At 45.8% G+C, this 25,677-nt stretch carries 24 protein-coding genes, 2 tRNA genes and 2 pseudogenes; 24 read left to right on the forward strand and 4 right to left on the reverse strand.

Features of this window, described 5'->3' with window-relative positions:
• Position 1: 1 nt before the first annotated feature.
• Positions 2 to 319: a hypothetical protein gene (locus ACK28X_RS11375; RefSeq protein ID WP_412059051.1), complete on the reverse strand. Its 318-nt coding sequence runs from the start codon at positions 317 to 319 to the stop codon at positions 2 to 4.
• Between the two features lie 81 nt (positions 320 to 400).
• Here ACK28X_RS11375 and ACK28X_RS11380 point away from each other — a divergent pair, with 81 nt between their 5' ends.
• On the forward strand, positions 401 to 1,162 hold the full coding sequence (locus ACK28X_RS11380) for a tyrosine-type recombinase/integrase (protein WP_412059052.1): 762 nt from the start codon (positions 401 to 403) through the stop codon (positions 1,160 to 1,162).
• 97 nt (positions 1,163 to 1,259) lie between these two features.
• Here the strand turns inward: ACK28X_RS11380 and ACK28X_RS11385 are convergent.
• A tRNA-Phe gene (locus ACK28X_RS11385) sits at positions 1,260 to 1,335 on the reverse strand.
• 237 nt (positions 1,336 to 1,572) lie between these two features.
• Here ACK28X_RS11385 and ACK28X_RS11390 point away from each other — a divergent pair.
• From ACK28X_RS11390 to ACK28X_RS11415, 6 genes are all read left to right on the forward strand, one after another.
• Complete coding sequence (locus ACK28X_RS11390; protein ID WP_412059053.1) at positions 1,573 to 2,016, forward strand: hypothetical protein; 444 nt, start codon at positions 1,573 to 1,575, stop codon at positions 2,014 to 2,016.
• Between the two features lie 60 nt (positions 2,017 to 2,076).
• Positions 2,077 to 3,357 carry a phosphoserine transaminase gene (locus ACK28X_RS11395; protein ID WP_412059054.1) on the forward strand — a complete coding sequence of 427 codons (1,281 nt, stop codon included), beginning with the start codon at positions 2,077 to 2,079 and terminating at the stop codon, positions 3,355 to 3,357.
• Positions 3,358 to 3,408: 51 nt separating this feature from the next.
• Positions 3,409 to 5,013 carry a phosphoglycerate dehydrogenase gene (gene serA / locus ACK28X_RS11400; RefSeq protein ID WP_412059055.1) on the forward strand — a complete coding sequence of 535 codons (1,605 nt, stop codon included), beginning with the start codon at positions 3,409 to 3,411 and terminating at the stop codon, positions 5,011 to 5,013.
• Positions 5,014 to 5,028: 15 nt separating this feature from the next.
• Entirely contained in the window at positions 5,029 to 5,220 is a 192-nt protein-coding gene (locus ACK28X_RS11405; protein WP_412059056.1) for a hypothetical protein, read from the forward strand.
• Positions 5,221 to 5,337: 117 nt separating this feature from the next.
• The gene (locus ACK28X_RS11410) at positions 5,338 to 6,627 is read left to right on the forward strand and encodes an adenylosuccinate synthase (protein WP_412059057.1); all 1,290 of its coding nucleotides are present in this window, start codon (positions 5,338 to 5,340) and stop codon (positions 6,625 to 6,627) included.
• Between the two features lie 140 nt (positions 6,628 to 6,767).
• A complete protein-coding gene (locus ACK28X_RS11415) occupies positions 6,768 to 8,138 on the forward strand; it encodes a hypothetical protein (RefSeq protein WP_412059058.1) in 1,371 nt (456 codons plus the stop codon).
• Here ACK28X_RS11415 and ACK28X_RS11420 read toward each other — a convergent pair.
• Entirely contained in the window at positions 8,127 to 8,618 is a 492-nt protein-coding gene (locus tag ACK28X_RS11420; RefSeq protein WP_412059059.1) for an Lrp/AsnC family transcriptional regulator, read from the reverse strand. The two genes, ACK28X_RS11415 and ACK28X_RS11420, sit on opposite strands and share 12 nt — an antisense overlap.
• Before the next feature lie 155 nt (positions 8,619 to 8,773).
• On the opposite strand from ACK28X_RS11420, the gene putA reads away from it, so the two are divergent.
• From putA to ACK28X_RS11435, 3 genes and pseudogenes are all read left to right on the forward strand, one after another.
• On the forward strand, positions 8,774 to 12,463 hold the full coding sequence (gene putA, locus ACK28X_RS11425; RefSeq protein ID WP_412059060.1) for a trifunctional transcriptional regulator/proline dehydrogenase/L-glutamate gamma-semialdehyde dehydrogenase: 3,690 nt from the start codon (positions 8,774 to 8,776) through the stop codon (positions 12,461 to 12,463).
• A 355-nt stretch (positions 12,464 to 12,818) separates the two neighbouring features.
• Positions 12,819 to 15,116: pseudogene (locus tag ACK28X_RS11430) on the forward strand (DNA translocase FtsK); the annotation flags it as partial.
• 81 nt (positions 15,117 to 15,197) lie between these two features.
• On the forward strand, positions 15,198 to 17,201 hold the full coding sequence (locus ACK28X_RS11435) for a sensor histidine kinase (RefSeq protein WP_412059061.1): 2,004 nt from the start codon (positions 15,198 to 15,200) through the stop codon (positions 17,199 to 17,201).
• Positions 17,202 to 17,212: 11 nt separating this feature from the next.
• Here the strand turns inward: ACK28X_RS11435 and mscL are convergent, their stop codons facing one another.
• Positions 17,213 to 17,647, reverse strand: coding sequence for a large conductance mechanosensitive channel protein MscL (gene mscL / locus ACK28X_RS11440; RefSeq protein WP_412059062.1), 435 nt, complete (start codon positions 17,645 to 17,647; stop codon positions 17,213 to 17,215).
• Positions 17,648 to 18,228: 581 nt separating this feature from the next.
• Between mscL and ACK28X_RS11445 the strand changes: the two genes are divergently transcribed.
• The 14 genes and pseudogenes from ACK28X_RS11445 to ACK28X_RS11510 all read left to right on the forward strand — a co-directional run bounded on the left by ACK28X_RS11445 (position 18,229) and on the right by ACK28X_RS11510 (position 25,515).
• Positions 18,229 to 19,329, forward strand: a complete 1,101-nt coding sequence (locus tag ACK28X_RS11445) for a quinone-dependent dihydroorotate dehydrogenase (protein ID WP_412059063.1) — start codon at positions 18,229 to 18,231, stop codon at positions 19,327 to 19,329.
• Between the two features lie 82 nt (positions 19,330 to 19,411).
• Positions 19,412 to 19,488, forward strand: a tRNA-His gene (locus ACK28X_RS11450).
• A gap of 427 nt (positions 19,489 to 19,915) precedes the next feature.
• Complete coding sequence (locus ACK28X_RS11455; protein WP_412059064.1) at positions 19,916 to 20,338, forward strand: DUF2924 domain-containing protein; 423 nt, start codon at positions 19,916 to 19,918, stop codon at positions 20,336 to 20,338.
• Between the two features lie 4 nt (positions 20,339 to 20,342).
• Positions 20,343 to 20,811, forward strand: a pseudogene (locus tag ACK28X_RS11460) (recombinase family protein); the annotation flags it as partial.
• A 66-nt stretch (positions 20,812 to 20,877) separates the two neighbouring features.
• Positions 20,878 to 21,135, forward strand: a complete 258-nt coding sequence (locus ACK28X_RS11465; RefSeq protein ID WP_412059140.1) for a recombinase family protein — start codon at positions 20,878 to 20,880, stop codon at positions 21,133 to 21,135.
• Positions 21,136 to 21,273: 138 nt separating this feature from the next.
• The gene (locus ACK28X_RS11470) at positions 21,274 to 21,702 is read left to right on the forward strand and encodes a zinc ribbon domain-containing protein (protein ID WP_412059065.1); all 429 of its coding nucleotides are present in this window, start codon (positions 21,274 to 21,276) and stop codon (positions 21,700 to 21,702) included.
• Positions 21,653 to 22,021: a hypothetical protein gene (locus tag ACK28X_RS11475; RefSeq protein ID WP_412059066.1), complete on the forward strand. Its 369-nt coding sequence runs from the start codon at positions 21,653 to 21,655 to the stop codon at positions 22,019 to 22,021. The genes ACK28X_RS11470 and ACK28X_RS11475 overlap by 50 nt, the downstream gene beginning before the upstream one ends.
• Before the next feature lie 323 nt (positions 22,022 to 22,344).
• Positions 22,345 to 23,040, forward strand: coding sequence for a S49 family peptidase (locus ACK28X_RS11480; protein ID WP_412059067.1), 696 nt, complete (start codon positions 22,345 to 22,347; stop codon positions 23,038 to 23,040).
• An 18-nt stretch (positions 23,041 to 23,058) separates the two neighbouring features.
• A complete protein-coding gene (locus tag ACK28X_RS11485) occupies positions 23,059 to 23,310 on the forward strand; it encodes a hypothetical protein (protein ID WP_412059068.1) in 252 nt (83 codons plus the stop codon).
• A gap of 13 nt (positions 23,311 to 23,323) precedes the next feature.
• Positions 23,324 to 23,698: a head decoration protein gene (locus ACK28X_RS11490; protein ID WP_412059069.1), complete on the forward strand. Its 375-nt coding sequence runs from the start codon at positions 23,324 to 23,326 to the stop codon at positions 23,696 to 23,698.
• Between the two features lie 9 nt (positions 23,699 to 23,707).
• The gene (locus tag ACK28X_RS11495) at positions 23,708 to 24,481 is read left to right on the forward strand and encodes a major capsid protein (RefSeq protein WP_412059070.1); all 774 of its coding nucleotides are present in this window, start codon (positions 23,708 to 23,710) and stop codon (positions 24,479 to 24,481) included.
• Entirely contained in the window at positions 24,478 to 24,747 is a 270-nt protein-coding gene (locus ACK28X_RS11500; protein ID WP_412059071.1) for a major capsid protein, read from the forward strand. Before ACK28X_RS11495 ends, ACK28X_RS11500 begins: the two co-directional genes overlap by 4 nt.
• Positions 24,748 to 24,768: 21 nt before the next feature.
• Positions 24,769 to 25,095: a hypothetical protein gene (locus ACK28X_RS11505; RefSeq protein WP_412059072.1), complete on the forward strand. Its 327-nt coding sequence runs from the start codon at positions 24,769 to 24,771 to the stop codon at positions 25,093 to 25,095.
• A gap of 51 nt (positions 25,096 to 25,146) precedes the next feature.
• Positions 25,147 to 25,515, forward strand: coding sequence for a DUF6441 family protein (locus ACK28X_RS11510; RefSeq protein ID WP_412059073.1), 369 nt, complete (start codon positions 25,147 to 25,149; stop codon positions 25,513 to 25,515).
• The last annotated feature ends 162 nt before the right edge of the window (positions 25,516 to 25,677 follow it).

Here is a 25,677-nt window from a genome sequence, read left to right on the forward strand (position 1 = left end):
CTTAGTCTTTATCCACATGGATAACATCATCATTAGCGGTATTTTGTGGAGGTGCATTGTCATCGATGAGATCATCCTTTGAGGGTGTGGTTGCTTGGATATGATCGACAATGCGCTCTTGGTTTTCGTCAAAGATCTCACATTCAACGCTTGTGATATAGCCACTTTCAGCGGTAAGCTTGTGACTTACGCTCAACGCACGCCAAGTGGAGGGCATATAGGGTCGAAATGGTGGCGACAAGACAATCTTGGTTTCTGCCATGATAGAAGGTGCTCCGCCCATCTCAAAGCTAAATTTGGCTTTGCCGCTTATCGCCAACACCCTGCCTATACAGATTTAGCGGTACGAACGCGTTTTGATTATGAGCGCTGTTTTAAGTATCTAGAAGGAATAGCTGACGTGGTTTTGGTTAAATTTAGCCCGCCCTTGGTCGTAAAGATACGTGATCGGATAGCCGAAAAGCATGGACGACGAAGCGGTAATTATGTAAAAACTGTTTTATCAATTGTGTTTGCCTGGGGCAAGGAGCGTGGACTTATTAAAAGCAATCCAGCGGCTGACATCAAAGCTCTCAAACGCTCAAAGAACGCTCCCTATGTTAATCGGCCATGGAAAGATCATGAGCGTGAGGCAGTTTTAGCTGCTTTACCAGATCATATGCGTTTGCCTATTTGGCTCATGATGTTTTGTGGGCTGGATCCTCAAGACGCATTACTTTTGCCAAAGTCAGCTTTAGATGATGGTAGAATCAACACAAGGCGCAGTAAAACTAGGGTAGGGGTATGGATGCCTATTCCGCCCGCTATTGCACATGAGATTGAAAGCTCTAAGGCTATGGCAAGCGCTTCAACGATGCTTTGCGTCAACAGTAAAGGTCAGCCTTGGACAGTATCAGGGTTCCGCGCTTCATGGCGCAAGATTAAATGTTGTTTGGAGAAAGAAGGGGTGATAGGTTTGGGTCTAACATTAAAAGGGTTGCGTCATACGGTGGCAACTATCCTTGCCGAGATTGGTATGGATGAAAGAACCATTGCTGATGTGCTAGGTCAGAAGACTATTGAGATGGCGCGGCATTATTCGCGTTCAGCTGATAAAAGCAAAAAGGTGGAAGCGGCAGTGATAAAATTAGGCCATGCAATGAACAAGAAAAGGGTTGAATAACACCATGAAATTGTCAAACCCTATTTTTTAAAGTGTCAAACCTATAAAATATAAATAGCAAAGTGATGAAAAAATGCAGTCATATCAACATATTATGTGGTGCCCAGACGCGGATTCGAACCACGGACACGCGGATTTTCAGTCCGCTGCTCTACCAACTGAGCTATCTGGGCATTGCTGACGGATCAACGTTGGCGTTATAGCATTTTAATTTGCTCTGTCTAGCCTTGAAAATAAAAATAATGCAAATTTTCTATACTTTAAATAGGCGGGTAGATGTGTGTGGCAATAGTAGGGCGATTGTTTACAAAGCCGTATAGGTAGACTTGCTCATTTAGGCATTTTCCTTTATTGAAATAAATGGGCCACCTCTCCCCACCGAGGGGCGTGCTATCTGAAAGGATAGAGACATGAAAAAAGAACAAGCGGGCTGTTTATCCCTTCAGGATATGGTAAGCTACGCAGCAGGCCGAAGAACGGTGGATCATCATGGGATGATCGCGGTAAAGGTGGGTGCTGTTTTCAATTATTATGTCGCTTTTATCGGGGGCGTTGGGCGATGTGTATTACCGGGGAGTGAAAGAGCTAGGTTTCAGGGAAGTAGGAAAAGCGCCTGTTTATTGGATGCGCCAAGCTTAAACCAAGTTAATGTTATCAAACAGTCCTTCCCGATCTACTTAGCCATTCAGCCCCGTGATGTTATCGGTGGATATTCTAAAACCCCATACAATTTAACCGAACATACACGTATTGGGCAGCGAGCTATCGGGTCTATTCAGAATAGATCAAGCTATGCGGAAATTATTGTAATGGACAAACTAGTATTGTCGGCGGCTGCAAGGGGCCGGCGCTGATTTAGACAAATTTTATGAATGAAACGGGCTGTACAATGGCCAGGTAAGAGAGGTGATCCTATGGATGAGATTAATACTGATTTGGCACCGGTTAGGGATGCTGGTTATGAAAAAGCTGAAGAAGGGCGAGGCGAGATAGGCGAGGGATCTTCTCTTTCTGCATCGCGCTCTTTAGAAGCTCCAAAGCGACGGCCTGATAATCCTTGTTTTTCTTCTGGACCTTGTTCAAAGCGGCCTGGCTGGTCAACCTCGGTATTATCTGAAGCAGTTCTAGGGCGTTCACATCGGGCAAAAATTGGTAAGGCTAAATTAGTTGAGGCCATTTGCCTAACGCGCGAGGTTTTGGAGGTGCCAGCTGATTATCGGATTGGTTTGGTACCCGCTTCAGATACGGGTGCGGTAGAGATGGCTTTATGGTCTCTCTTGGGCGCCCGAGGCGTTGATGTTTTGGCATGGGAAAGTTTTGGAGCTGGCTGGGCCGCTGATATCCAAAAGCAATTAAAATTACCAGATGTACGTTCTATCACTGCGCCTTATGGAGAGTTACCCTCTTTAAGTCAGATTGACTTCAACCGCGATGTGGTTTTCACATGGAATGGAACAACATCAGGTGTACGGGTACCGAATGCAGATTTTATCCCCCATGAGCGAGCGGGACTAACGATTTGCGATGCAACATCTGCTGTTTTTGCCCAAAATCTCAATTTTCAAAAACTAGATGTGGTAACATTTTCTTGGCAAAAAGTACTGGGAGGTGAGGGGGCGCATGGGGTTCTTATTCTGAGCCCCCGCGCTGTGGAACGTTTGGAGACTTATTCCCCACCTTGGCCTCTACCTAAAATTTTTCGTTTAACAAAAAGTGGGAAATTGATTGAAGGCATTTTTAAAGGTGAGACTATTAATACGCCTTCGCTTTTATGTGTGGAAGATTATATTGATAGTTTGAAATGGGCGCAGTCTTTAGGTGGGCTGGCGGCGTTGCAAGCACGTGCAGATAAAAATTTTGCTATTCTGGATGCGTTCGTTGCTAAAAGTCCTTGGGTTGCCCATTTGGCTGTTCAACCTGAGACACGTTCGAACACATCGGTTTGTTTGAAGATCGTTGATCCCGATGTTTTGGTGCTTTCCAGTGATGCGCAAGCGGCTTTTGCCAAGGCTATCGGGACGCGGCTTGAGGAAGTAGGCGTGGCTTATGATATTGGCGCTTACCGTGATGCCCCCGCGGGCTTGCGTATTTGGACTGGCGCAACGATTGAAGCAGATGATGTGGAGCTTTTAACCCAATGGCTTGATTGGGCCTTTGAGGAGGAAAAAGCGCTGCTTATGAAGGTAAGCTCTTAGGGATGTACTTTGTGATAATCTCTCAATTCTAATTTTAATGAAGGAGGCCTTATGACGCCGCGAGTTCTTGTTTCTGATAAATTATCACCTACTGCTGTACAAATTTTCAAAGATCGGGGGATTGATGTCGATTACCTTCCTGAGCTTGGCAAGGATAAGGAAAAGCTTTTGGACGTTATTGGTCAATATGATGGTTTAGCGATTCGCTCTTCTACAAAGGTAACACCAAAATTGTTGGCGGCTGCTCATCGTTTGAAGGTGGTGGGGCGAGCTGGTATTGGCGTGGATAATGTGGATATTCCTGCCGCTTCTAAGCGTGGTATTATTGTGATGAATACGCCTTTTGGTAATTCAATTACTACGGCGGAACATGCCATTGCGCTTTTGTTTGCTTTGGCGCGGGAATTGCCTTTAGCAGACCGGTCGACCAAAAGCGGGAAATGGGAAAAAAGCCGTTTTATGGGCGTGGAACTAACCGGAAAAACCTTGGGGATTATTGGTTGTGGCAATATTGGGGCGATTGTTGCGAGCCGCGCCTTGGGTCTTAAAATGAAAGTTGTAGCATTTGATCCTTTTCTGTCCGAGTCTCGTGCTAGCGAACTAGGAGTTGAGAAGGTGGAATTGGACAGTTTATTGCTCAGATCTGATTTTATTAGCCTTCACACGCCGCTTACCGATAAAACTCGCAATATTATTAACGCAGAAGCTATAGCTAAAATGAAAGACGGTGTGCGTATTATCAATTGTGCGCGCGGCGGTTTGATTGTTGAGCAGGCTTTGCTGGATGCTTTGAAAACAGGTAAGGTAGCAGCGGCAGGGATTGATGTGTTTGAAATAGAGCCCCCCACCCCTGATCACGTGCTTTTTGCTTTAGAAAATGTGATTTGTACGCCGCATTTGGGAGCTTCGACAGTTGAGGCACAGGAAAATGTTGCAATTCAAGTCGCAGAGCAGATGGCGGATTATCTTTTGCACGGCGCTGTGACGAATGCGATTAACATGCCCTCAATTAGTGCAGAAGAAGCACCACGCTTGAAGCCCTTTATTAAACTGGCAGAGGTTTTGGGTGGTTTTATTGGCCAATGTACCGACGATGATATTAAGTCAATTGAGGTGCTTTTTGATGGTGCAACTGCTCAAATGAATAGTCGGGCTTTGATGAGCGCGGCCTTGGCAGGTTTAATACGACCACAATTAGTAGACGTGAATATGGTTTCAGCGCCTCTTATGATAAAAGAGCGCGGGATTTTGGTTTCTGAAATTAAACGAGACAAATCTGGTGTTTTTGATGGCTATATTCAATTGACAGTGACCACATCTAAATGGGTTCGGACGATTTCTGGAACGTGTTTTTCTGATGGTAAGCCGCGTTTTATTCAGATTAAAGGGATTAATCTTGATGCTGAGGTGGGCGCGCATATGCTTTATATTACCAATAGCGATACACCGGGCATTATAGGAACGATTGGATCTATCTGTGGGCAATATGGAGTCAATATTGCTAATTTTGCCCTAGGTCGCAACGCGCCAGGTGGCGATGCTATCGCTTTATTGTATTTAGATGAACCTATTTTGCCTGAGGTTCTGGCGGAATTGCGCAAAGTATCTGGTATTGTACAGGCGCAGCCTCTGGAATTTACAGCGATTTTGAGTTGATCATTAGGAATGAGCATGGCACGAAGCATTTTGTGTCATCCTATTGTTGTTTGTAGGCAGGATACTTGCTTTTGTCGCAGGTATTGGCCTTTTGATTATGGCGTTTTATGGGAGAGCGAGATGTGTGCTAACTTTATTCGTTTGGCGGTGTTAATTGTAGCTGCCTGCGGGGCGGCCGCTATGGGCATTTATTTAGCGGTTCAATAAGCTTTGGGGAAGCGCGCTGTATGTTTAATCAGGGCTCGCGCTTTGGGTGAGATTAGGCTATAAAATGCCGTTTGTTTCAGTAGGCTGGGTTTAGTCGCATATCCAATGGAGAAGAGAATGGCTAATGTAGTGGTGGTTGGCGCACAATGGGGCGATGAAGGTAAAGGCAAAATCGTTGATTGGCTGTCGGAGCGCGCTGATGTTGTGGTACGCTACCAAGGGGGGCATAATGCTGGCCATACATTGGTGATCAATGGGGTGAGTTATAAATTATCCCTTCTTCCTTCCGGACTTGTGCGTGGAAAAATGTCAGTTATTGGCAATGGAGTTGTGGTTGATCCACACCATTTTGTTGAAGAGCTTGCAAAATTGCGTGCGCAAGGGGTGAAAATTACGCCTGAGATTTTGTGTGTTGCAGAAAATGCACCTTTAATCCTTTCTTTGCATCGGGATTTAGATGCGGCGCGTGAAAGTGCAGCAGCAGATCTGAAGATTGGCACAACTAAGCGTGGTATTGGTCCAGCTTATGAAGACAAGGTCGGCCGGCGTGCTATCCGAGTTATTGATTTAGCTTCTCCAGCTTCTTTGCCCGATAAGATTGAGAGGCTTTTGACTCATCATAACGCTTTGCGGCGTGGGATGGGAGTACCAGAGATTGCCGTAGAAACAATTTATGAGGAATTAATGGCGGTAGCTGCTGAGATTCTTCCATATATGGCTCAAACGTGGCGTATTTTGGACAAGAAGCGGCGCGATGGGAAGCGGATTCTTTTTGAGGGGGCGCAAGGGGCGCTTTTAGACAATGATTTTGGAACGTACCCCTATGTGACATCATCGAACACGGTAGCAGGGCAGGCGGCGACGGGGGCTGGTCTTGGGCCAAAGGCAATTGATTACGTGTTAGGCATTGTAAAAGCCTATACAACGCGTGTGGGCGAGGGCCCCTTTCCTACGGAACAAGAGAATGAGATCGGTGAGTTTTTAGGCACCAAGGGTCATGAATTTGGTGTGGTTACAGGGCGCAAGCGCCGTTGTGGCTGGTTTGACGCCGTGTTGGTTCGACAGATGATCGCTGTATGCGGTATTCATGGTATTGCTTTAACAAAGCTTGATGTGCTTGATGGATTGGATGAGATTAAAGTTTGTATAGCCTATGAATTGGATGGAGCGCTTATTGATTATTTACCCGCCAGTAGCGAGTTACAGAAGCGTGTAAAACCCATTTATGAAACTGTAGAAGGCTGGAGCGAGACAACAAAGGGCGCGCGTAGTTGGGCGCAATTGCCTGCCCGCGCGGTTAAGTACGTACGTTATATTGAAGAGCTAATCGGTGCTCCAGTTGCTCTTTTGTCAACAAGTCCTGAACGTGAAGATACAGTTTTGGTGACCGATCCTTTTGCTGATTAGCTTCGGCATCCTGCTTTTGTTCCTTCATATTGTATGGTATTTTCATCTATAGTAAAAGAATAGAATGTAACAACAGGGTATGTTGTTTCTGCTATGATAAAGCCTAAGAAGGCTTTAATAGAGGGGTTAGATAGCTATAAGTGGTTGATTTTACCAGCCTATTGCGAAAAACAATTGAAGCACAAACCAGCCGTGATGCTGATGTGCGTGCTCGGATCTATGAGCGCGCATTAACAGTAGTAGTCCAAAAATTAGAACAACGAGGCGCTTCATCTGAGCAAATTGAAGAGCAAAAAGAGGCCTTAAAAGCAGCGATTGTTACATTAGAAGACGAATATACTGAACGCGTGGTGCCATCAGACTCCGAAGGTATGTATACTGCTTTGTGGGGGCAACCAGCTGCTCCCTTAGGAGGCAACCTTTCTACGGAAGGTTTTTTGGCGGTACCTGTGCCAGCGGCTGAGCCTGTCAATATGGATGATCTTTTAGAAGAAGGCTCCAAAATGACATTTGATCCTCCTTTGTCATCTGAATCTTATATAACAGGTAAGGATATTATATCTAGCATATTTTCTGAAGCAGCGCGGCGGCAGAAGTGGCGCGCTTTGAAAAAGCACCTTGTAATGGCGGGCGCTATGATTTGGGGATTAATAGTGTTTTTTGGCCTTGTCTTTGCGGGGGCGTGGCATTTCCTTGTTAAAACCTCGCCCGCTGATGTTGATACGCCACTGTCTGTCCAGGCCGCTAAAACTAAAGAGGAAGCGGAAAAGTTAACCTTTAGGCTTTTGCCTGATGGGAGAGAAGAAAATGTAGGGTTGCCGGCCGACGTTAGCTTTGAAAATAGGAGTGCAATATCGGGGCAAGGTGATAGCAAGCTAGAGGCTGTCGCTAGGTTGCCACAAGCTGAAGCAGTACTTTATCATCCGCGGCATGCTGATGAAAGCGAGCAAGTGGAAACAGGGAAAGTAAAATGGACGTTGGTGGTTGATGGCGTAGCGGATAAGGGAAAGGAGGTCATGGAAGGCAACAGATCTATAAAAGCTGCAGGCGCTATGGCTTTACACGGGGATGTATTTATCCCGACTGCTAATATGCATATGCAAATGATCCTGCGCCGCAATGATGAATCAAACATACCCGCGGCCTATATAATTGATTTTATCTTTAGCGGAGATGAAAATTCAGATGCGAGTGTAATTACCTCTTTGCCTGATTTGCGGTTTAAGGCTAATGAACAAGCGGTGGGTCAGAGCTTGGCGGGTGCGGTAGGGGCCAAGGTAAAGGATAATCTCTTTATTTTTGCACTTAATAATATGCAACCTTTTTTGGAGAAAAATTTGGAATTGATCCGTCGGTCGGGCAATATTGCTTTGCAGATTGTGGATAGGTCGGGGAAGGAGAGCGAATTGAGTTTTGATAAAGGCTCCGCTGGCGCCCAGCTTTTCAATCAGCTGATTGATAGCTGGCTGGAAGATACAGCTTCAGCTTCTACCCCTGCATCAAAAGGTTAGAAGCTGGCGCTGGAAGTTGTTATCTATTACATTTTGCATGACTATAAAAGTAGAGGTGCTAGCCACATTGGGAAGGGTTGAGATTTTTTCTCCAAGCACAACGCGATAGTGGTGGATATCGCGTGTACGCACCTTGAGAAGATAGTCAAAAGCACTGGCTATCATATGGCATTCTTCAACCTCGTAGATTTTTTTGACTGCTTGGTTGAAGTCATGTAGGGTTTCTTCTTTGGTGGTAGTCAATTTTACTTCTGTAAAAGCAATATGGTTAAGCCCTAGTTTTTCGAGATTGAGAATGGCGCGGAAGCCAGTAATATAGCCTTCGTTTATTAGGCGCTTCAGGCGGACTTGGCAGGGAGTTTTGGAAAGCCCTACTTGTTCTGCTAATTGGGTAAGAGATAGGCGTCCATTGTTAGCTAGGATAGCGATAATTCTTTTATCAATTTTGTCTAGTTGGCTAGATTGTATAGATTTTTCCATAATTTGCCCTATTTTTTTCGATAAATATAGCCATAATGGCTAAAAATATCATATTTTATACAAAAATACGCTTTTGACAATGGTACGTTGATCCCTTAAATAATGCCAGTAGCGGTATATGCTAAGATCTAGAGCGCCTAACAAAGCGAGAGACGATGACGAGCCAAGAAATCAAAAAGCCTTTTTGTAATTTTGCCCCCCTTTTAGCGGAGCCTACGCCTTTGCGCGCAGCCATTACTGCTGCCTATCGACGTGCCGAAGAAGATTGTTTACCCCCGCTTTTAGAGGCCGCCTCCTTTGATGAAATGGCAAAAGCTGAAATTAAAAAAACGGCAACGCATTTGATTGAGCTTTTGCGCGCCAAGCACCGAGGAACGGGGGTTGAGGGGCTTGTGCAGGAATATGCACTTTCTTCGCAAGAGGGGGTAGCATTGATGTGTTTGGCAGAGGCGCTTTTGCGTATTCCTGACCAAGCAACGCGTGATGCTCTTATTCGCGATAAAGTCGCAGGTGGCGATTGGAAAGCCCATTTGGGCAGTGGAAAATCGCTTTTTGTTAACGCTGCTACATGGGGTTTGGTAATTACTGGCAAATTAACCTCCACTGTAAGTAGTGGAGGCCTTTCGGCGGCACTCACCCGTTTGATCGCCCGTTGTGGGGAACCTGTCATTCGTAAAGCGGTAGATATGGCGATGCGTATGATGGGGGAGCAATTTGTGCGTGGGGAAACCATTGAGGAAGCGGTAAAGCGTGCTCAGCCTTTGGAGCAGCGCGGCTTTCGTTATTCTTATGATATGTTAGGTGAGGCAGCCATTACAGCCGATGATGCGGCACGCTATTGGCGTGATTATGAACATGCAATTCATGTGATTGGTCAAGTGGAGCAAAGGGGGGGCATGTTGCAAGAGGAGGAAAATCTTTATCAACGGCCAGGGATTTCTATCAAGTTATCGGCTTTGCACCCACGCTATAGCCGCGCGCAAGCTGATCGGGTTATGACGGAGCTTTTGCCACGTGTTAAACAATTAGTGCTTTTAGCAAAGCGGTATAATATTGGTCTCAACATTGATGCCGAAGAGGCTGACCGCCTTGAGCTTTCCTTAGATATTTTGGAAGCCCTTTGCTTTGATCCGGACTTTGAAGGATTTGATGGAATTGGTTTTGTGGTTCAGGCATATGGACGCCGGTGCTCTTTTGTGTTGGATTATATTATCGATTTGGCTCGACGCTCAAATCACCGTTTGATGGTGCGCCTTGTGAAAGGTGCCTATTGGGATGCGGAGATTAAGCGAGCACAGGTGGAAGGTTTGGAAAGCTATCCAGTCTTTACGCGCAAAGTATATACCGATGTTTCGTATATAGCGAACGCAGCTAAGCTTTTAGCTGCACCCGATGCAGTATTTCCACAATTTGCAACCCATAATGCTCAAACGCTGGCAACGATTTATCATATGGCTGGCCCTGCGCATTATCATGAGGGGCAATATGAGTTCCAATGTTTGCATGGAATGGGCGAGCCCCTTTATGATGAGGTCGTGGGGGCTGATAAGATGGGAAGATCGGCGCGTATTTACGCGCCCGTAGGTACTCATGAGACACTTTTAGCCTATCTAGTGCGGCGCCTTTTAGAAAATGGAGCCAACTCGTCTTTCATTAACCAAATCGGCGATAAAACCATTGGTATTGAGCATATGGTTGCTGACCCGGTCGATGTTGTAAGAGCGCAAGCAAGCATTGGTGCACCGCACGATAAAATCCCTGCTCCTGCTGATTTATTTGGTGAGCGGCGGTTAAATTCGCGGGGATACGATTTGAGTGATGAAAATGTTTTAACGGCTCTTTCTACTGCGTTTAAGGAAAGTAGCGAGCATTTTTATTGTGCTCCTTTAGATGCAAAACCTGCTGAAGGCGTGGGGCGTTTGGTGCGCAATCCCGCTGATCATGAAGATGTGGTAGGGCAAGTTTTTGAGATAGAGGTGGATGAAGCCGTTTCTATGGTGAGGCAAGCAGCACAGGCAGCCATAAGTTGGGCGCAAGTTTCTGTAGATGCACGTGCGACCTGTTTAGATAAAGCCGCCGATCTTATGCAAAAAAGGATGCCAGCCCTTATGGCTTTGGTGGCGCGCGAGGCTGGAAAGTCTATCCCTAACGCTATAGCTGAATTGCGTGAAGCGATTGATTTTTTGCGCTTTTATGCTAGCGAAGCGCGCGCCGGTTTCGGGCCTATGCATAAGCCTTTGGGGCCGATTATCTGTATTAGTCCGTGGAATTTTCCTTTAGCGATTTTTATTGGTCAAGTGGCCGCTGCTTTGGTGGCTGGTAACCCCGTTTTAGCAAAGCCCGCTGAAGAAACGCCGCTTATTGCCGCTCAGGCGGTGGGGATTTTGCATGAAGTTGGCGTCCCGCGGGATGTTTTACAACTTGTTTTAGGCGATGGTGCTATCGGTGCGGCTTTGGTTGCGGCTGAGCCGGTGGCTGGTGTGATGTTTACCGGTTCAACTGAAGTTGCACGCCTTATCCAGAAGCAATTAGCGCCGCGTCTAGGGATGAATGGGAAACCTATTCCCTTTATTGCTGAGACAGGTGGGCAAAATGCTATGATTGTCGACTCATCAGCTTTGGCGGAACAGGTGGTGTTTGATGTGATTGCTTCTGCTTTTGATAGCGCGGGGCAGCGGTGTTCAGCCTTGCGGGTTCTATGTTTGCAAGACGATATTGCGGCGCGCACTTTAGCCATGCTCAAGGGTGCTTTGCAAGAGTTGCGATTGGGGCGTACTGATTTTATTGGCGTTGATGTAGGGCCGGTGATCAGCCTTGAAGCTAAGCAAAATATTGAAAGCCATATCGAAGAGATGCGCAGATTAGGATATAAGGTCGAGCAATTGCCCTTGGATTCAACCTTGGCGAAAGGTACCTTTATTCCGCCAACCATTATTGAATTGCCAGAGCTTTCAGCTCTAAAGCGGGAGGTCTTTGGCCCTGTTCTTCATATTATTCGCTATCGGCGCGAGGAGCTCGATCAATTGATCGAAGCGATTAATGGCACTGGCTATGGTCTGACTTTTGGGATTCATACTCGTTTGGATGAGACAATTTCTTATGTAACCAGTCGGATTAGTGCAGGTAATATTTATGTTAATCGTAATATTATTGGCGCGGTTGTTGGCTCTCAGCCTTTTGGTGGGCGAGGGCTTTCGGGCACAGGCCCAAAAGCAGGCGGACCGCTTTATTTGGGTCGTTTAGTGGATGTTGCACCTACCCCAGAATTGTTGGAGGCGGTTCATCAAGAGCAAGCACTTTCTGATTTTATACGTTGGTTGGAAGAAAAAGGTATGGGCTCAGAAGCAGAGTTTGCACGCCAAATGGGTGAGCAGTCCCTTTTAGGGCTGGAAGTGGCTTTGCCTGGACCTGTGGGGGAAGATAACCTTTATGCACTCCATGCTCGGGGCACAATTTTGCTGTTTCCGCAAACTGTACGAGGCCTTTACCGGCAAGTAGCTTGTGCTTTGGCTACCGGCAATACAATGGTGATTGATGCAGAAAGTGGTTTACAAACGTCTCTACAAGAAGCTCCCCGAAGCGTACAAGTACGGCTTGAGTTGGGGGGCGTGAAGGATGCTTCTGCGGCGGGCTGTCTTATTGAGGGAGATGCTGCAAAGCTCATTGATATTCAAATGCGTCTTGCAGAAGAGAGAGGGCCTATTCTTTTAACCCAAGGAGTTGATACAGAGACCCTGATAGGCAGTGATATGCCTTATAATTTGGCTTACCTTTTGGAAGAGATGTCTGTTTCTGTCAATACAGCGGCAGCGGGGGGGAATGCCAGATTGATGACTATTGATTAATTGATTCGCTTAGGATAAATGCCTAACGTTCTTTAGGCTCCATGATTTTAAGGCTTGCGATCGAAGATGGTTGCAAGCCTTTTTTGTGTTTTTACAAGCAGATGTGAGGGGTGAGGTGTTTTGTTCCACAGCGCTTGGGCAGGAAAAATGTGTTTTGGCAAAGGGTTATTAACTTTCACAGTCTAACGTCTTAAATGTGTTTAAAGATGAACGATAATTGTTCCAATAATATTTGAGTGCCATGCGTAATTTGAAAAGAACTGCCCTGTCTACGACTGCGGCGCTTCCCTCCGTTGAACGGTTGCGGAACAGCGAAATCATGCAAGATGACCATCGTGATTGTCTTCTACCCTCTTATCCAGCTGTGTGGAAGAATGCCTTTGCTTTGGGACAAAATGTGCGTTTTACCCGCACGCCTGAGGTGGAGATTCTACGCCGTCGTGTAGAGGAAGACCCACATTTTGCAGCGAAATATCGCTCATTGATCCAAAAAAAACATAGTAACCCAGAAGAGTCTGCCTTGTCTGAAATATCTTTATCCCTTAATGAGATGCAAAGCGTAGAGGTGGATAACCTCTCTCCTGTCGATGATGTAGATACTTTATGTAATTCTGTTCAGGCAGATGTAAGCGAAACAGAGGGCGCATCAGTTCTAACGCGGGCACCGTTGTTTCATCTTTCAGATGCTCTTTTATTTGAAGCAGGGCTGTTTGATTTATGTTTACCTACTTTATCGATGAAAGTGCCTCGACATCAAGTGGCGCTTCGTGATCATTTTCGTGTGGTAGAATGCCGCGGTTGGAGTGACGGGTCCTTGCCTGTAGCTCCTTTATTGGCGGTAGGGGCTGAATCTTGTTCCTTAGCCACTCCATCCAATCCCACAGATATCATCCCCAACGCGCCAACCGCATCTGCAGATGTTCAGACTATCACTGATTTGGCCTATGGGGCGGCAATGATAGAAAATCCTGTAGAAGCAGATAATTGCGTTCCTGTGTCAGTGATTCCTAAAAGTGAGCATGGTGTAGAAAAGGTCGTGGGGGCACCTTCATCCATAGTCCTTGGGCGATCTCTCACCACTTCCATTTCTACTATGGAACGCGGTATAGCGCGCGGAGCGTATGAATTTCCTTCAATTGAATTGTTACAAAAGCCTAGTTATCAAGATGGGGCAGTAATTTCGCGAGAAAGTTTAGAGCGCAGTGCAGGGCTTTTAGAAAGCGTGTTAGAAGACTTTGGCATTAAGGGTGAGATTATCCATGTGCGTCCTGGGCCCGTAGTAACGATGTATGAATTTGAGCCAGCGGCTGGGGTGAAATCATCTCGTGTAATCGGTCTTGCGGATGACATTGCCCGTTCAATGAGTGCAATTTCAGCTCGCGTGGCGGTGATACCAGGACGTAATGTGATTGGGATTGAGCTACCAAACCCTGTGCGGGAAACAGTGTATTTACGCGAATTGATCCAATCTAATCCCTTTGGTGAAAATACTTATAAGCTAGCTTTAGCGTTAGGTAAGAGCATAGGTGGAGAGCCAATTATTGCTGAATTGGCAAAAATGCCGCATCTCTTGGTAGCTGGCACAACGGGCTCAGGTAAATCGGTAGCAATTAATACAATGATTTTATCGCTGCTTTACCGTCTTACTCCTGACCAGTGTCGTCTTATTATGGTTGACCCAAAAATGCTTGAGCTTTCCATTTATGATGGGATCCCACATCTTTTAACCCCAGTGGTGACAGATCCTAAAAAAGCCGTGACAGCTTTGAAATGGGCAGTTCGTGAAATGGAGGATCGCTACCGTAAAATGGCTAAGCTTGGGGTGCGCAATATTGATGGCTTTAATAGCCGTGTGGAAGCGGCCGCTGCTAAGGGCGAAACCATTATGTGTACTGTACAAGTGGGCTTTGATAAAGAAACCGGTGATATGCTCTATCAAGAAGAGGCTATGGATTTAAGCAAGTTACCCTATATTGTGGTGATTGTTGATGAGATGGCTGATTTGATGATGGTGGCAGGCAAAGAAATCGAAGGCGCTATCCAGCGTTTAGCACAAATGGCGCGGGCGGCAGGTATTCATTTGATTATGGCTACTCAGCGACCTTCGGTTGATGTAATTACCGGAACAATTAAAGCTAACTTTCCTACCCGTATTTCATTTCAGGTAACGTCAAAAATTGATAGCCGTACGATTTTGGGTGAACAAGGGGCGGAAACCTTGCTCGGGCAAGGTGATATGCTGCATATGATTGGTGGCGGCCGCATTATGCGTGTTCATGGGCCATTTGTTTCTGATGAAGAAGTTGAGCAAGTAGTCGCCCATTTGAAAGCGCAGGGAACGCCTGATTATTTGGCTACAGTCACCGATGGTGAGGCTGAAGAAGACACATTGGATGAGGCTGATTCTATTGCTGAAATCGTGGCAGCTAGCCATAATGGCGAAGATAGTGAAGATCTTTATTTGCAGGCGGTGAAAGTGGTGATGCGTGATAAAAAATGTTCTACTTCTTATATTCAGCGTCGCTTGGGGATTGGTTATAATAAAGCTGCCTCTTTGGTAGAGCGAATGGAAAAAGAAGGGATCGTTGGACCTGCTAACCATGTAGGAAAGAGAGACATCTTATTGAGCGCTCGCAATGAGCAAGACACATAGGGCTTTATTTAGATAAAACTAGAACAGAAAGCGGCTGAGGATTGATTGCTACAATAAATTCCTATTATAAAGGGAGGTATTGTGGCAATAGATGGAGTAACCTTGACGTTTAGTGATTATTTCCAATGTCGCGAAGTTCGGCAAGCTTTTTTGCGTGGCTGGCCTGCTTTTGTTTTGTCTTCTGATGCTCAAAAAATTTTGTGGTGTAATGGTGCTGGCGCTGCATTTTTAGGATTTGAACGCGTTTCTGACGTGATGGAAGGGAGACGCGAGGTTTTGTCGCCTTCTTTAGAAAGTCCAGCGCCCCCCGCTTTTGATGGAGCGACCTGTTGTTATATTCTGACTTGTATAAAGTGTAAGGCGCCTTTAAGCTTGATGGGAGCCACTGAGACAGTGGTTTTTTCTGCCCTAGAGTTGAAATTTCCTGTAGGGAAGGGCGGCGTGGTTGAAAGCGCGCTTTTTTTGCAAGCAATTGAGGCTCCTGCTCGGCCGGTTCCTTTACTGTTTGGTTTGGTGGAGTCTGACGAGAGCGCGGCTTTATTAGATGAAGAGGGTAGGGTGCTTGCAGTAGCAGGTAATTTCACTCCCTTAAAAATGGACGATAAAATTCTTCTCAACACGCTTTATGACTACCGGCCTTTACATCATTTTCAACAGGAAAGGGGGCGGGGTATAGAGAGAGTTGTGACAATGTTGCGTGATAAGCCCCGTTGTTTTTTGTGGCTTCAACAGAAGGGCGCTACCCAAGATAGATTAGAAAAGCCTATGGTAAATTCTGATTGTGGATTTAGTTTTCCCCCCCACTTTTATTGGCAGATGGATGCAATGGGGCGTTTTTGCGGTGCTTCGCCTGAAATTTATGAGGGCCTTAAAACCACAGGCATTGCATTTATGGGTTATGATTTCGCACAATTGGCCTCTTTATGGGGGGAGCCTAAGCTTTTAGCGCTTTATGAAGCACAAAAGAAAAAGCAGAGCTTTTGTGGTCAAAAAGTCCATTGGCCTTTAGGGCTTTCGGGGAAGAAGATTGTGGTAGAGCTATCCGCAACGCCCATTTTTGATACCGCACAAAATGTGAGCTATTGGCGCGGCTTTGGCAAGATCAGTAGCAAGCCAATGGAGGTGGCGCCTTCGGGCGTGGATAAGGCTTTGCCTGCTACTGATCTCACTGTGGAGCCTGGTGATGCGAAGGAAGGGGGACTCTCTGCCGAAGAACGTTCGGCTTTTCGAGAAATTGCTGCACGTTTACGCACAGAATTAGCTGATTCGATACCTGCTCCTATCAGGCAGAACGTTGAGCTTAAAGTTATGGAGGACGGCGGGGCATGCTCCTTGAAAAAGAGGGAAGATAGGCCGGCGCCGCCTCCTATAGAGGAGCAGATAGCAATGCTTATGCATGAGATCCGTACACCCCTAAACGCGATGATTGGTTTCGCACAATTGATGCATGATGGGCGTTTTGGTGCTATGGGTAATCCGCGTTATCAGCGTTATTTGCAAGATATGATTCGCTCAGGGCAACATATATTATCCTTGATAAATAAGGGACTAGCACAGGCAAAAGCAGGTCATACAAAATCCGTGCTAGAGGAAGGCCAAGCCCCTATTATACCATTTGATGTGGCGGAAACTTTGCGTGATAGCCTTGCGTTCTTTGCGCCTGAGATAGAAAAACATGGACATATCACTCGTATCATTTTGCCATCGTATTTACCAATGATCAATCTGAGTGAACAGGAATTCCGGCAGATTATTTGGAATTTATTAGCTAATGCTTTACGCTTTACTCCGCCGCGCGGTCGTATCATCCTTTATGGGGCTCATGATGAAAAGCGTGGAGTTAAGGTCGCTGTACGCGATAATGGGGTAGGGATGACTGAGGCGGAGATTGAACAAGCGCTTAAGCCTTATGGGCAGGTGGCTCGTAAAGATGGAAAAAGTGGCGATGAAATCTTTACGGGCACAGGGCTTGGTTTGCCGTTATGTAAAAGTTTAGTGGAAAAGGGGGGTGGGGTGTTCACTCTTATTTCGCGCCCTCATGAAGGAACGAGTGTTGAAATGCTTTTTCCGCTTGCCGGTGTATAAGGATGGAGCTTTCAATGGTCGATTTTTTGCTTTTTCGCCAAAAGATCACGTATTTCAACTAATAGCTCCTCTTCCCGTGAGATTTGTTTGGGCGGAGGCGGGGCGGGATTTTCCTCTTCTTTTCTGCGCATCCGGTTAACGCCTTTGACGAATAGAAAGAGAACCCAAGCAACAATAAGGAAGTTAATCAACAGGGTGATAAAATTCCCATAGGCAATGGTTGCACCGGCTGCTTTAGCTGCAGCCAGGCTTTGCTGTTTTGTACCAGCCAGCTGTAGAAACATGTTGGAAAAATCAATGCCACCGGTGATAAGTCCGATGACGGGCATAAGCAAGTCATTTACAATGGAATTAACCAAGCCGCTAAAGGCACCACCGATGATCACACCGATAGCGAGGTCAATTATATTGCCACGGAGCGCAAATTTTTTAAACTCTTCAAGCATGGGCCGTTCTATAGGGGTTACTGAATAAGGCTTTGTAAAGGTAAATATAACATATATATCATACTTATCGCGCTTATTATAAAAGAAAAGGCTTTTCGATACGTTTGTTTGAATTAACCCTTTTTAAGGGGCGGATAGTGTTTTGTCAGTGTTTTTGCTAGGATCAATGAATTCGTTATGAAATTTTTTAGCCAAATATTTCATTATAGTGAAAGCCATTATCAATGTTTTTTTTGTTAGGCATTTTGATGCAAGGCTGTGATACAGTAGTGTTTTCTTGGAATTTTAATTGTTTGATTTATAGGACAAGCCCTTTTGCATACATAGATTAATACTGCCGTTGTAATGATTAAGGTGGAGGATTAATTTTCCTTTCTATTGTAAGGATAATCGCTTGCTTGAGCGTAAAGTGGATTGATGCTTAAGACAAGAAGGTTTATAGCAGACAGAAGGTAATGTACCATGGTGTGATCCTTTGCGAGCAGGGCCTTCGGCATGGGTAAGGCGTTGGTGGTTAGAGTATTACTTTATTTATATAGAGCAAAATCTGTTAAGGTAATAAAAGCTGATTAGAGGTTTGTGTGAATTTTTTTCAACGCTTTGTGCGGCCAGTGTTTTTTAGGTTGGATCCAGAAAATGCCCATAATCTTGTTATTAATGGACTTAAAGCTCAACAAAAGGTGGGGTTTTCGGGTTGCGATAGGGTAGAGGATCCGCGGCTACGTTGTATGGTTGCAGGGCTTGATTTCCCTAATATTATTGGCCTAGCAGCTGGATTTGATAAAAACGCTCAAGTGAGCGCCCCCCTTATGGCGCTTGGTTTTGGTTTTGTAGAAGTGGGGACGTTAACGCCCAAGCCGCAATTGGGTAACCCACGTCCGCGTCTCTTTCGCCTTGAGCAAGATCGCGCGATTATTAACCGTATGGGATTTAATAATGATGGGCACGAAGCAGCTTATGCACGCTTATGCAAGCGTCAAGACACGGGGATTATCGGTGTCAATATTGGCGCTAATAAAGAAAGTAGCAATCGTATTGCCGATTATGTGGTGGGGGTTGCTACGTTTTATTCTGTAGCTGATTATTTTACCGTAAATATTTCTTCGCCCAATACGCCGGGTTTGCGCGACTTACAAAAAGCTAAATCTTTAGAGATTTTATTAGGCGCGTTAACAAAAGCACGGCAAGAGGCGCAGGGCATCCATGGTTTTTATCGACCGATTTTTTTGAAAATCGCGCCTGATCTTGATGAGTCGGCTTTGGACGAGATTGCCGCTGTAGCTTTGGCCTCTTCGCTTGATGGGTTGATTATATCTAACACGGCTTTGGCTCGCCCCCTTTTGTTAGAAAAACGAAAGGCTAATGAATCTGGGGGTCTTTCAGGGCGACCACTTTTTCAGCGTGCAACCATTACTTTGGCTAAGATGCGACAAAGACTGGGGAAAAATATGCCTCTTATCGGGGTGGGTGGTGTTTGCGATGCGCAAAGCGCTTTGGAAAAGATCAAGGCAGGGGCTGACCTTGTTCAGCTCTATAGCGCAATGGTTTATCAAGGGCCGTCTTTGCCTCAAGAGATTAATCGAGGGCTTCTTGAGATAATGGATAAGGAGGGAGTAGGGCATATTTCAGAGTATCGTGATCAAGCTTGCACGGAGTGGGCCGCGCATGTATTGGAGAATTAATTTTGAAAAATTTCCTCAATGCATTATAAGGGCTTGCAAAATCCTTCGATTTTCCTTATGTCACGAGAGGTTTAAGATTCGCGCGGTTGTAGCTCAGTTGGTTAGAGCGCTGGTTTGTGGCACCAGAGGTCGTAGGTTCAAATCCCACCAACCGTACCATGTATCTTGTTGCAACTTTTCTAATTCTTATTTAGTGCGATTTTCGCCGTGGTTAAAAGCCGCGGTTCCGCGCGTTTTTTGTGATAGAGCGTTCACAGAGCCGAGACCTTCCTTGTTTAAAATTTCGCCTTTTTTGTTAAAAATGCCAAAATAGTCTCGGTTTCTCGAGACTTTGTCTAAAAAGGTCTCGAGTCAATTTATGGTTTAATTTCATATAGTTATAAAATCTCCCATTTTAGGGTTCTGTGCGCACCTCATGGGTGGCGGGCGAGATATGAACTGACAAGCTTGTGTTGCGTTGTCCATTTTTCCGCCTAAGCATTGGTTATTTTTCGTCATTATTGCTGTCTTTTTCTGACCTAGAACATGAGACTATTCGCTGGACTAAGTCCGTGAAGTGAGCATTCATGTGATGAGAGGATTAGACATGAGTTGTAAAGAATTAGAACAAGAAATAGCCGGCTTAAGAGACGCGCCCATGCGTGATTTAAAGACTCTATGGCGTGCTTATTTTAACGAAGAGGTGCAAAGTCGCAATAAAGCAAGCTTAGTCATGAAGCTTGCTTATCGTATGCAAGAAGTAGAATATGCTGGGCTTAGTGAACAGACGCGAGCCTTTTTACTAGACGAAAATTCAACTAAGCCAAAAAGGGCACGGAAAAGACAAGCCCCCGTGGTTGGCATGCAATTGCAGCGCGAATATTTAGGCCAAATGCATCATGCCACAGTGGTGCAAAATGGTTATCAATATGAGGGCCAGATTTATAAGAGCCTAAGCGCGATTGCCAAACACATTACCGGCACCAATTGGAATGGCCATTTATTTTTTGGCTTAGTGCGGCGGGGGTAGGGCAATGGAAAGAACCCAATCTTTACGGGCGGGAAAGGCAACAAGGCCATCAGTGAAGCAAGCAAACAACCCAATACGCTGCGCCATTTACACCCGCAAATCCACTGAAGAAGGCCTAGAGCAAGAGTTTAACTTGCTTAATGCACAAAGAGAAGCGGGCGAGAGCTTTGTGAAGGCGCATTGCCATGAAGGTTGGCAGCTTATCCCAACACATTATGATGATGGCGGGTTTAGCGGAGGTAATATGGAGCGTCCAGCCTTGTGCTCACTTTTGGAGGATATAAAGGCAAATAAAATTGATGTGGTGGTGGTTTATAAGATTGACCACCTATCGCTCTCTAACCGATTTTGCGCAGATGATTGGGCTGTTTGATGCGCATAATGTCAGCTTTGTTTCGGTAACGCAATTTTTAAACACCAAGGATTCCACGGGCCGTCTAACCATGAATATCCTCTTCAGCTTTACGCAATTTGAACGAGAGATGATTGGTGAGCGGATACGCGATAAATTTGTGGCCTCTAAACGGCGGGGAATGTTTATGGGAGGCAGTGTGCCGCTTGGCTATAGGGTGGAAGCGCGCCAACTCGTGATCAAGCCTGATGAAGCGGCTTTGGTGCAGGAGATATTTGTTCGCTTTGTGCGGTTAAAGTCAGTCACTGCTCTGCTGGACTGGCTGAACCGCGCTGGTTACCGCACCAAAATACGCATTGGCAAAACTGGTATTAAAACAGGCGGCAGGCCCTTTGACCGCCAAACGCTCTATCGCATTTTAAGTAATCGCCTCTACCTTGGCTAAATCCAACATAAGGGCGAAGTTTATGCCGGGCAGCATGAGGCAATTATTGAGCAAACCCTATGGGATGAAGCACACGCCATTTTAGGCAAAGCTTGTATTAAACGCTCGAACGAGGCTCAAAACAAAGCGCCGGCCTTATTGCGCGGCCTTGTGCAGTGTGGTTGTTGTCAGAGCGCACTGACAGCAGTTTATACGCGTAAGAAGAACTGTATTTATACCTATTATAAACCAACCAAGCAGATACATTTTGGGGCCGCCGCCTGCAAGATGGGCCCCATTCCTGCGGGGGAATTGGATGCGCTGGTTGTGGGGCAGATCAAGGCCTTTATTCAAAGCCCAGAGCTGGTTAGTCAAGTGGGCACTTATCTCCAGCAAAAAGCAGGTAGCAGTAAGAACACAGCCTTGGCCCTTGCGCACGAAGCCCTAAAAGAATTTGAACGCTTTTGGCAAAGCTTAAAACCACAAGAGGCGCATGAGCTGGTCAAACTCCTTGTAAGGCGCGTGGTTGTGATCACTGATGAAGTACAGATTGATATGGCGGTCGCTGGTAGAAGAAGCTGTCAATAAGGGTCAGATTGAGGCGTCTGATTTTTACGAAAACAAGGCGGCCTGGCTACGCTCAAAATGGATTGGCCCTGGCCGCGGCTGGGTTGATCCTGTCAAAGAAGCGAAAGCAGCACAAATGCGAATGCAAATCGGCCTTTCTACCCTTGAAGAAGAATGCGCGGCACAAGGTTTGGACTGGGAAGAAGTTTTAGAGCAACTTACCCGCGAAAAAGCGAAGATCATGGAATATGATCTCTCCATCAATGATGCCAATAATATTTTAAAAACATTAAGTGAGTTAGGCGAGGAAAATGATGCGAATAGGACGCTATATAAGTGATGGCAATTGGGCCATAAGTCCAAGCTATATGCAAAATATTTTGTCAATTTCTTTGTCGGAGAACAAAAGCCTCGAAGTTGTTGCCGCCCAATTAAGCAAGCAATTTAAAGCTCACTATAAAGCCAGTTCAGCTCATGGCGTTGCCATCATTCCTGTAATTGGGCCGTTATTTCGCTATGCTAATATCTTCAGCGCTATTAGCGCTGCCTCTAGCTATGAATTGATTACCAGGGGCTTTAAACGCGCTCTTAATGACCCAAGCGTCCAAGCCGTAATTTTCAACATAGACTCGCCTGGTGGTGAGGTAAATGGGGTGAGTGAACTTGCACGCTATCTATCATGTGCGCGGTCAAAAGTCTCTAATTGCCTATGCTTCAGGAGACGCTGCATCTGGTGCTTATTGGATTGCTTCAGCCTGCGACGAGATTGTTGTCAGCAAAACTTCTGCTTTAGGATCTATTGGCGTTGTTGGCATTTACCCCAGTCAAAACAACGCTGATAGGAAGGACCCTTTAATTGAGATTATCTCTTCTTGTTCCCCTAACAAGAGACTCGACCCCAGTAATGAAGAAGGTTTTTTAAAACTGCAACAACGTATTGATGCTGTTGCAGAAGTTTTTGTGGGAACTGTGGCGCGCAATCGCTCTGTCACCCGTGAGATGGTCCTGGAGCATTATGGCGGCGCCGACGTCTTTATTGGCGCCGATGCGCTTCGCGCTGGCCTCGCCGACCGCTTAGGGGCTCTAGATGGTCTTGTACAGGATCTTAATACCAAAGTCCGAGGCGCCTTTTTTGAGACAGAGAAAGTTTCGCATGCTTTGAGCCAGCCCGCTTCACAGTGCATAAAAGCGCAACAAATAAGAGAGGAAAAACAAATCATGGATTTTGAAAGCCTAAAAAAGCAGCACCCCGAATGGGTAGAGATTCTGCGTGAAGAAGGTGCACAAATAGCGCACAACCGCTTTGGGCAAATTTTAAATTCAGATACGGCCATTGGTCGCCTGCCTTTAGCCTTATAGCTCGCATTAAATACCAAAATGATGCCTACAGAGGCTGAGAGTTTACTTAAAAAGCTACCCAAGCAAGAAGAAGCAGCAGCCTTGCAAAAAGCCAGTATGCAAGAAGGGGCTCTCGTTGAGAGCGGTGGGCAAATCTCATCACAAAAGCCAGAGATTAACTCTTTTGAACGGATCATGGGGTCGATTAAAAATCCGCAAATTGGCCCTAATACTGGCGAGGAATCTGTAGGTATTGAAGCGATCGCTGCGCGCATTGCCAGATATGCGTAAGGAGGAGATAGGGATGACTCATGCACAAGGATTTATTAATCAAGGTTTCATCGAACTTTCTCATTTGATCGCCGGCGAGTTTCCGCGCATCAAACGCATGGTGACAATTATCTCCAAGCAGGAACTTACAGAGGGAGCTGTTCTTGGCTGCATTGAAGCCAGCGGAAAATATGTTTTAAGTGAGGCAGAGGCCAAAGATGGATCACAACTGCTTGATGCTATTCTCGCAGCTCCCCTAGAAAAGAAAACCGGCGAACAGCAAGGCATTGTCTATCTTATCGGTGAATTTAATGAAAGCGCTTTGAGCTTTGGGAGCGGTCACTCTATCGAGAGTTTACGTATGAGCTTGCGTTTGAAATCTATTTTTCTGCGCCAAAATCAACAATAGTGAGGCCTCATGTCAATAGATATTTTCAGCACCCATATTTTGACAAAAGTTGTTGAGCATTTAGAACGACCCAGTTCTTTTTTGCTTGACATGTTTTTTGGCACGGAACAAACCGAAGCCAGTGAAGAAATTTACTTCGATATTGATAAATCCAGGCCACGTTTGACCCCCTTTGTTTCGCCGTTAGTCGCGGGACGTGTTGTCAATGATGAAGGTTATACGGCCAAAAGCTTCAAACCCGCTTATGCCAAGGATAAACGACGCTTTGATCCCTCAAAACCCTTAAAGCGGTCTATTGGAGAGAAAATAGGCGGCTCCCTTGCGCCAATGCAACGCATAGAGGCCAATTTAAGCCGTGCCTTATCTAAGCAGCTCGAAAATTTAATCAGACGTGAAGAAGTTATGGCAGCGAGCGCTTTATTAACGGGAAAAATCACCGTCTCAGGAGAAGATTATCCGACAGTGATTATTGATTTTGGTCGCGATCCAAGCCTCATATTTTCACTTACGGGCAATAAAAAATGGGGAGAAGAAGGAGCCAAGGCTTTAAACGATCTTGAAGATTGGGTCGGTAAAATCCAAGAAAGTTCTGGCGCTGTGGCACGTACAGTAATCATGGACACTTTGGCTTGGCGCTTATTTAAAAGCGATCCAATGGTAGAAAAACTCTTGGACATTCGGCGCAACGCTAGCCCCACTGATCTTGCTCTTGGCCCTATGGCTCAAGGTAATGGCAATGATCTAGCGCGATTTGTCGGAACGATGGGTGATCTGGATATTTGATTTACAATGATCGCTATGTTGATGAAAATGATCAGCTGCAAAAGATCCTGCCTGACTATACGGTCATCGTTGCTAGCCGGACTCAGCTGGAAGGAGCGCGCTGCTACGGTGCCATTTCGGATGAAAAGGCTTCTTATCAAGCACAGCGTTATTTTGTGAAATCTTGGGCTGAGGAAGACCCTGCCGTGCGCTGGTTACTTTTACAATCAGCTCCGTTAATCGTTCCCTATCGTCCTAACGCCTGCCTTTGCGCAAAGGTTCGTTAAGAAAGCTTTATGGGTAATTTTATGCCATTTAAAAAGAATATTGGACGCATGCTCTCCAGTATTTTTGCTCATTTTGGTCAAAATGGCACGCTTATTTTTAGCAATCAAATGAGCATCCAAACTCTTATTATTCATCAACAACAGGATAAGGTGTCTGACCTATATGAAAGTGATATATTTTCCCATTGTGACCTATTTAAGGTCCGCTCGGATATCGTCCCAAGCTATGTCACCTTGTCTTTCATTCTTTTGAACGACGCTCACTATAAGGTTCAAGGGGAGCCTATTCGCGATTATGCAGGAGCTATCTTAAAAATCAATGCCTACAGAATTGAAAGCAGCTCTTGAGGGTAATCTTCAAACCCTTTTATTTCAAGAATTGGATTGAGGTGAAAAGCGGTGACTTTTGGCATTAGCGAGGCTAGCCAAGGGTTAAAAATGGCAATGCGTCGCGAAATGATAAGCGCAGGCTTTGGTCAGCGTCTGGCCAATAGCTGGCGTGCGGAAGTTTTTCCTAAAAGACAGAGTTCGTTGCGTGCGGCAGGGCTTGTTTATACCAAAGCCAGCCATATTCTCGAAGGCTTTGAAAATGGCGCATTAATAAGAGCTAGAGGTGGCCTTTGGCTCGCTATACCAACGCCCAATGCACCAAAGCGCGGCACTGGCGGCAAGCGCATCAGTCCGGCTAACTTTCTAATGGGTCGCTATGAGCCTTTGCGCTTTGTCTTTCGCTTAAAGCGGGAGAGAAGAGTAAAAAACCGGCAATAAGCTCACAACAGTGATCATGTTTTGGGTCGTTCGTCAAGTGAGACAAAAAAACGCCTTCATTTTACACAAGAGGCTAAAGAATGGCATAAGAGGTTGCCGCAGCTAATTTTAAACCATTGGCCAGATAAGAGCGTTTAATCTGACAACGAAGGCGGAGGTCTG

It is taken from the genome of Bartonella sp. DGB2, assembly GCF_046843095.1.
Taxonomy (GTDB): Bacteria; Pseudomonadota; Alphaproteobacteria; order Rhizobiales; family Rhizobiaceae; genus Bartonella.

Excerpts from the sequence above, each read along its gene's own strand:
- putA (WP_412059060.1), top strand. The coding sequence starts at position 8,774 with ATGACGAGCCAAGAAATCAAAAAGCCTTTTTGTAATTTTGCCCCCCTT.
- ACK28X_RS11390 (WP_412059053.1), top strand. The coding sequence starts at position 1,573 with ATGAAAAAAGAACAAGCGGGCTGTTTATCCCTTCAGGATATGGTAAGC.
- ACK28X_RS11505 (WP_412059072.1), top strand. The coding sequence starts at position 24,769 with ATGCCATTTAAAAAGAATATTGGACGCATGCTCTCCAGTATTTTTGCT.
- ACK28X_RS11485 (WP_412059068.1), top strand. The coding sequence starts at position 23,059 with ATGATGCCTACAGAGGCTGAGAGTTTACTTAAAAAGCTACCCAAGCAA.
- mscL (WP_412059062.1), bottom strand. The coding sequence starts at position 17,647 with ATGCTTGAAGAGTTTAAAAAATTTGCGCTCCGTGGCAATATAATTGAC.
- ACK28X_RS11475 (WP_412059066.1), top strand. The coding sequence starts at position 21,653 with ATGAAGTACAGATTGATATGGCGGTCGCTGGTAGAAGAAGCTGTCAAT.
- ACK28X_RS11395 (WP_412059054.1), top strand. The coding sequence starts at position 2,077 with ATGGATGAGATTAATACTGATTTGGCACCGGTTAGGGATGCTGGTTAT.
- ACK28X_RS11405 (WP_412059056.1), top strand. The coding sequence starts at position 5,029 with ATGGCACGAAGCATTTTGTGTCATCCTATTGTTGTTTGTAGGCAGGAT.
- ACK28X_RS11410 (WP_412059057.1), top strand. The coding sequence starts at position 5,338 with ATGGCTAATGTAGTGGTGGTTGGCGCACAATGGGGCGATGAAGGTAAA.
- ACK28X_RS11495 (WP_412059070.1), top strand. The coding sequence starts at position 23,708 with ATGTCAATAGATATTTTCAGCACCCATATTTTGACAAAAGTTGTTGAG.
- ACK28X_RS11490 (WP_412059069.1), top strand. The coding sequence starts at position 23,324 with ATGACTCATGCACAAGGATTTATTAATCAAGGTTTCATCGAACTTTCT.
- ACK28X_RS11455 (WP_412059064.1), top strand. The coding sequence starts at position 19,916 with ATGAGTTGTAAAGAATTAGAACAAGAAATAGCCGGCTTAAGAGACGCG.
- ACK28X_RS11420 (WP_412059059.1), bottom strand. The coding sequence starts at position 8,618 with ATGGAAAAATCTATACAATCTAGCCAACTAGACAAAATTGATAAAAGA.
- serA (WP_412059055.1), top strand. The coding sequence starts at position 3,409 with ATGACGCCGCGAGTTCTTGTTTCTGATAAATTATCACCTACTGCTGTA.
- ACK28X_RS11465 (WP_412059140.1), top strand. The coding sequence starts at position 20,878 with ATGGGAGGCAGTGTGCCGCTTGGCTATAGGGTGGAAGCGCGCCAACTC.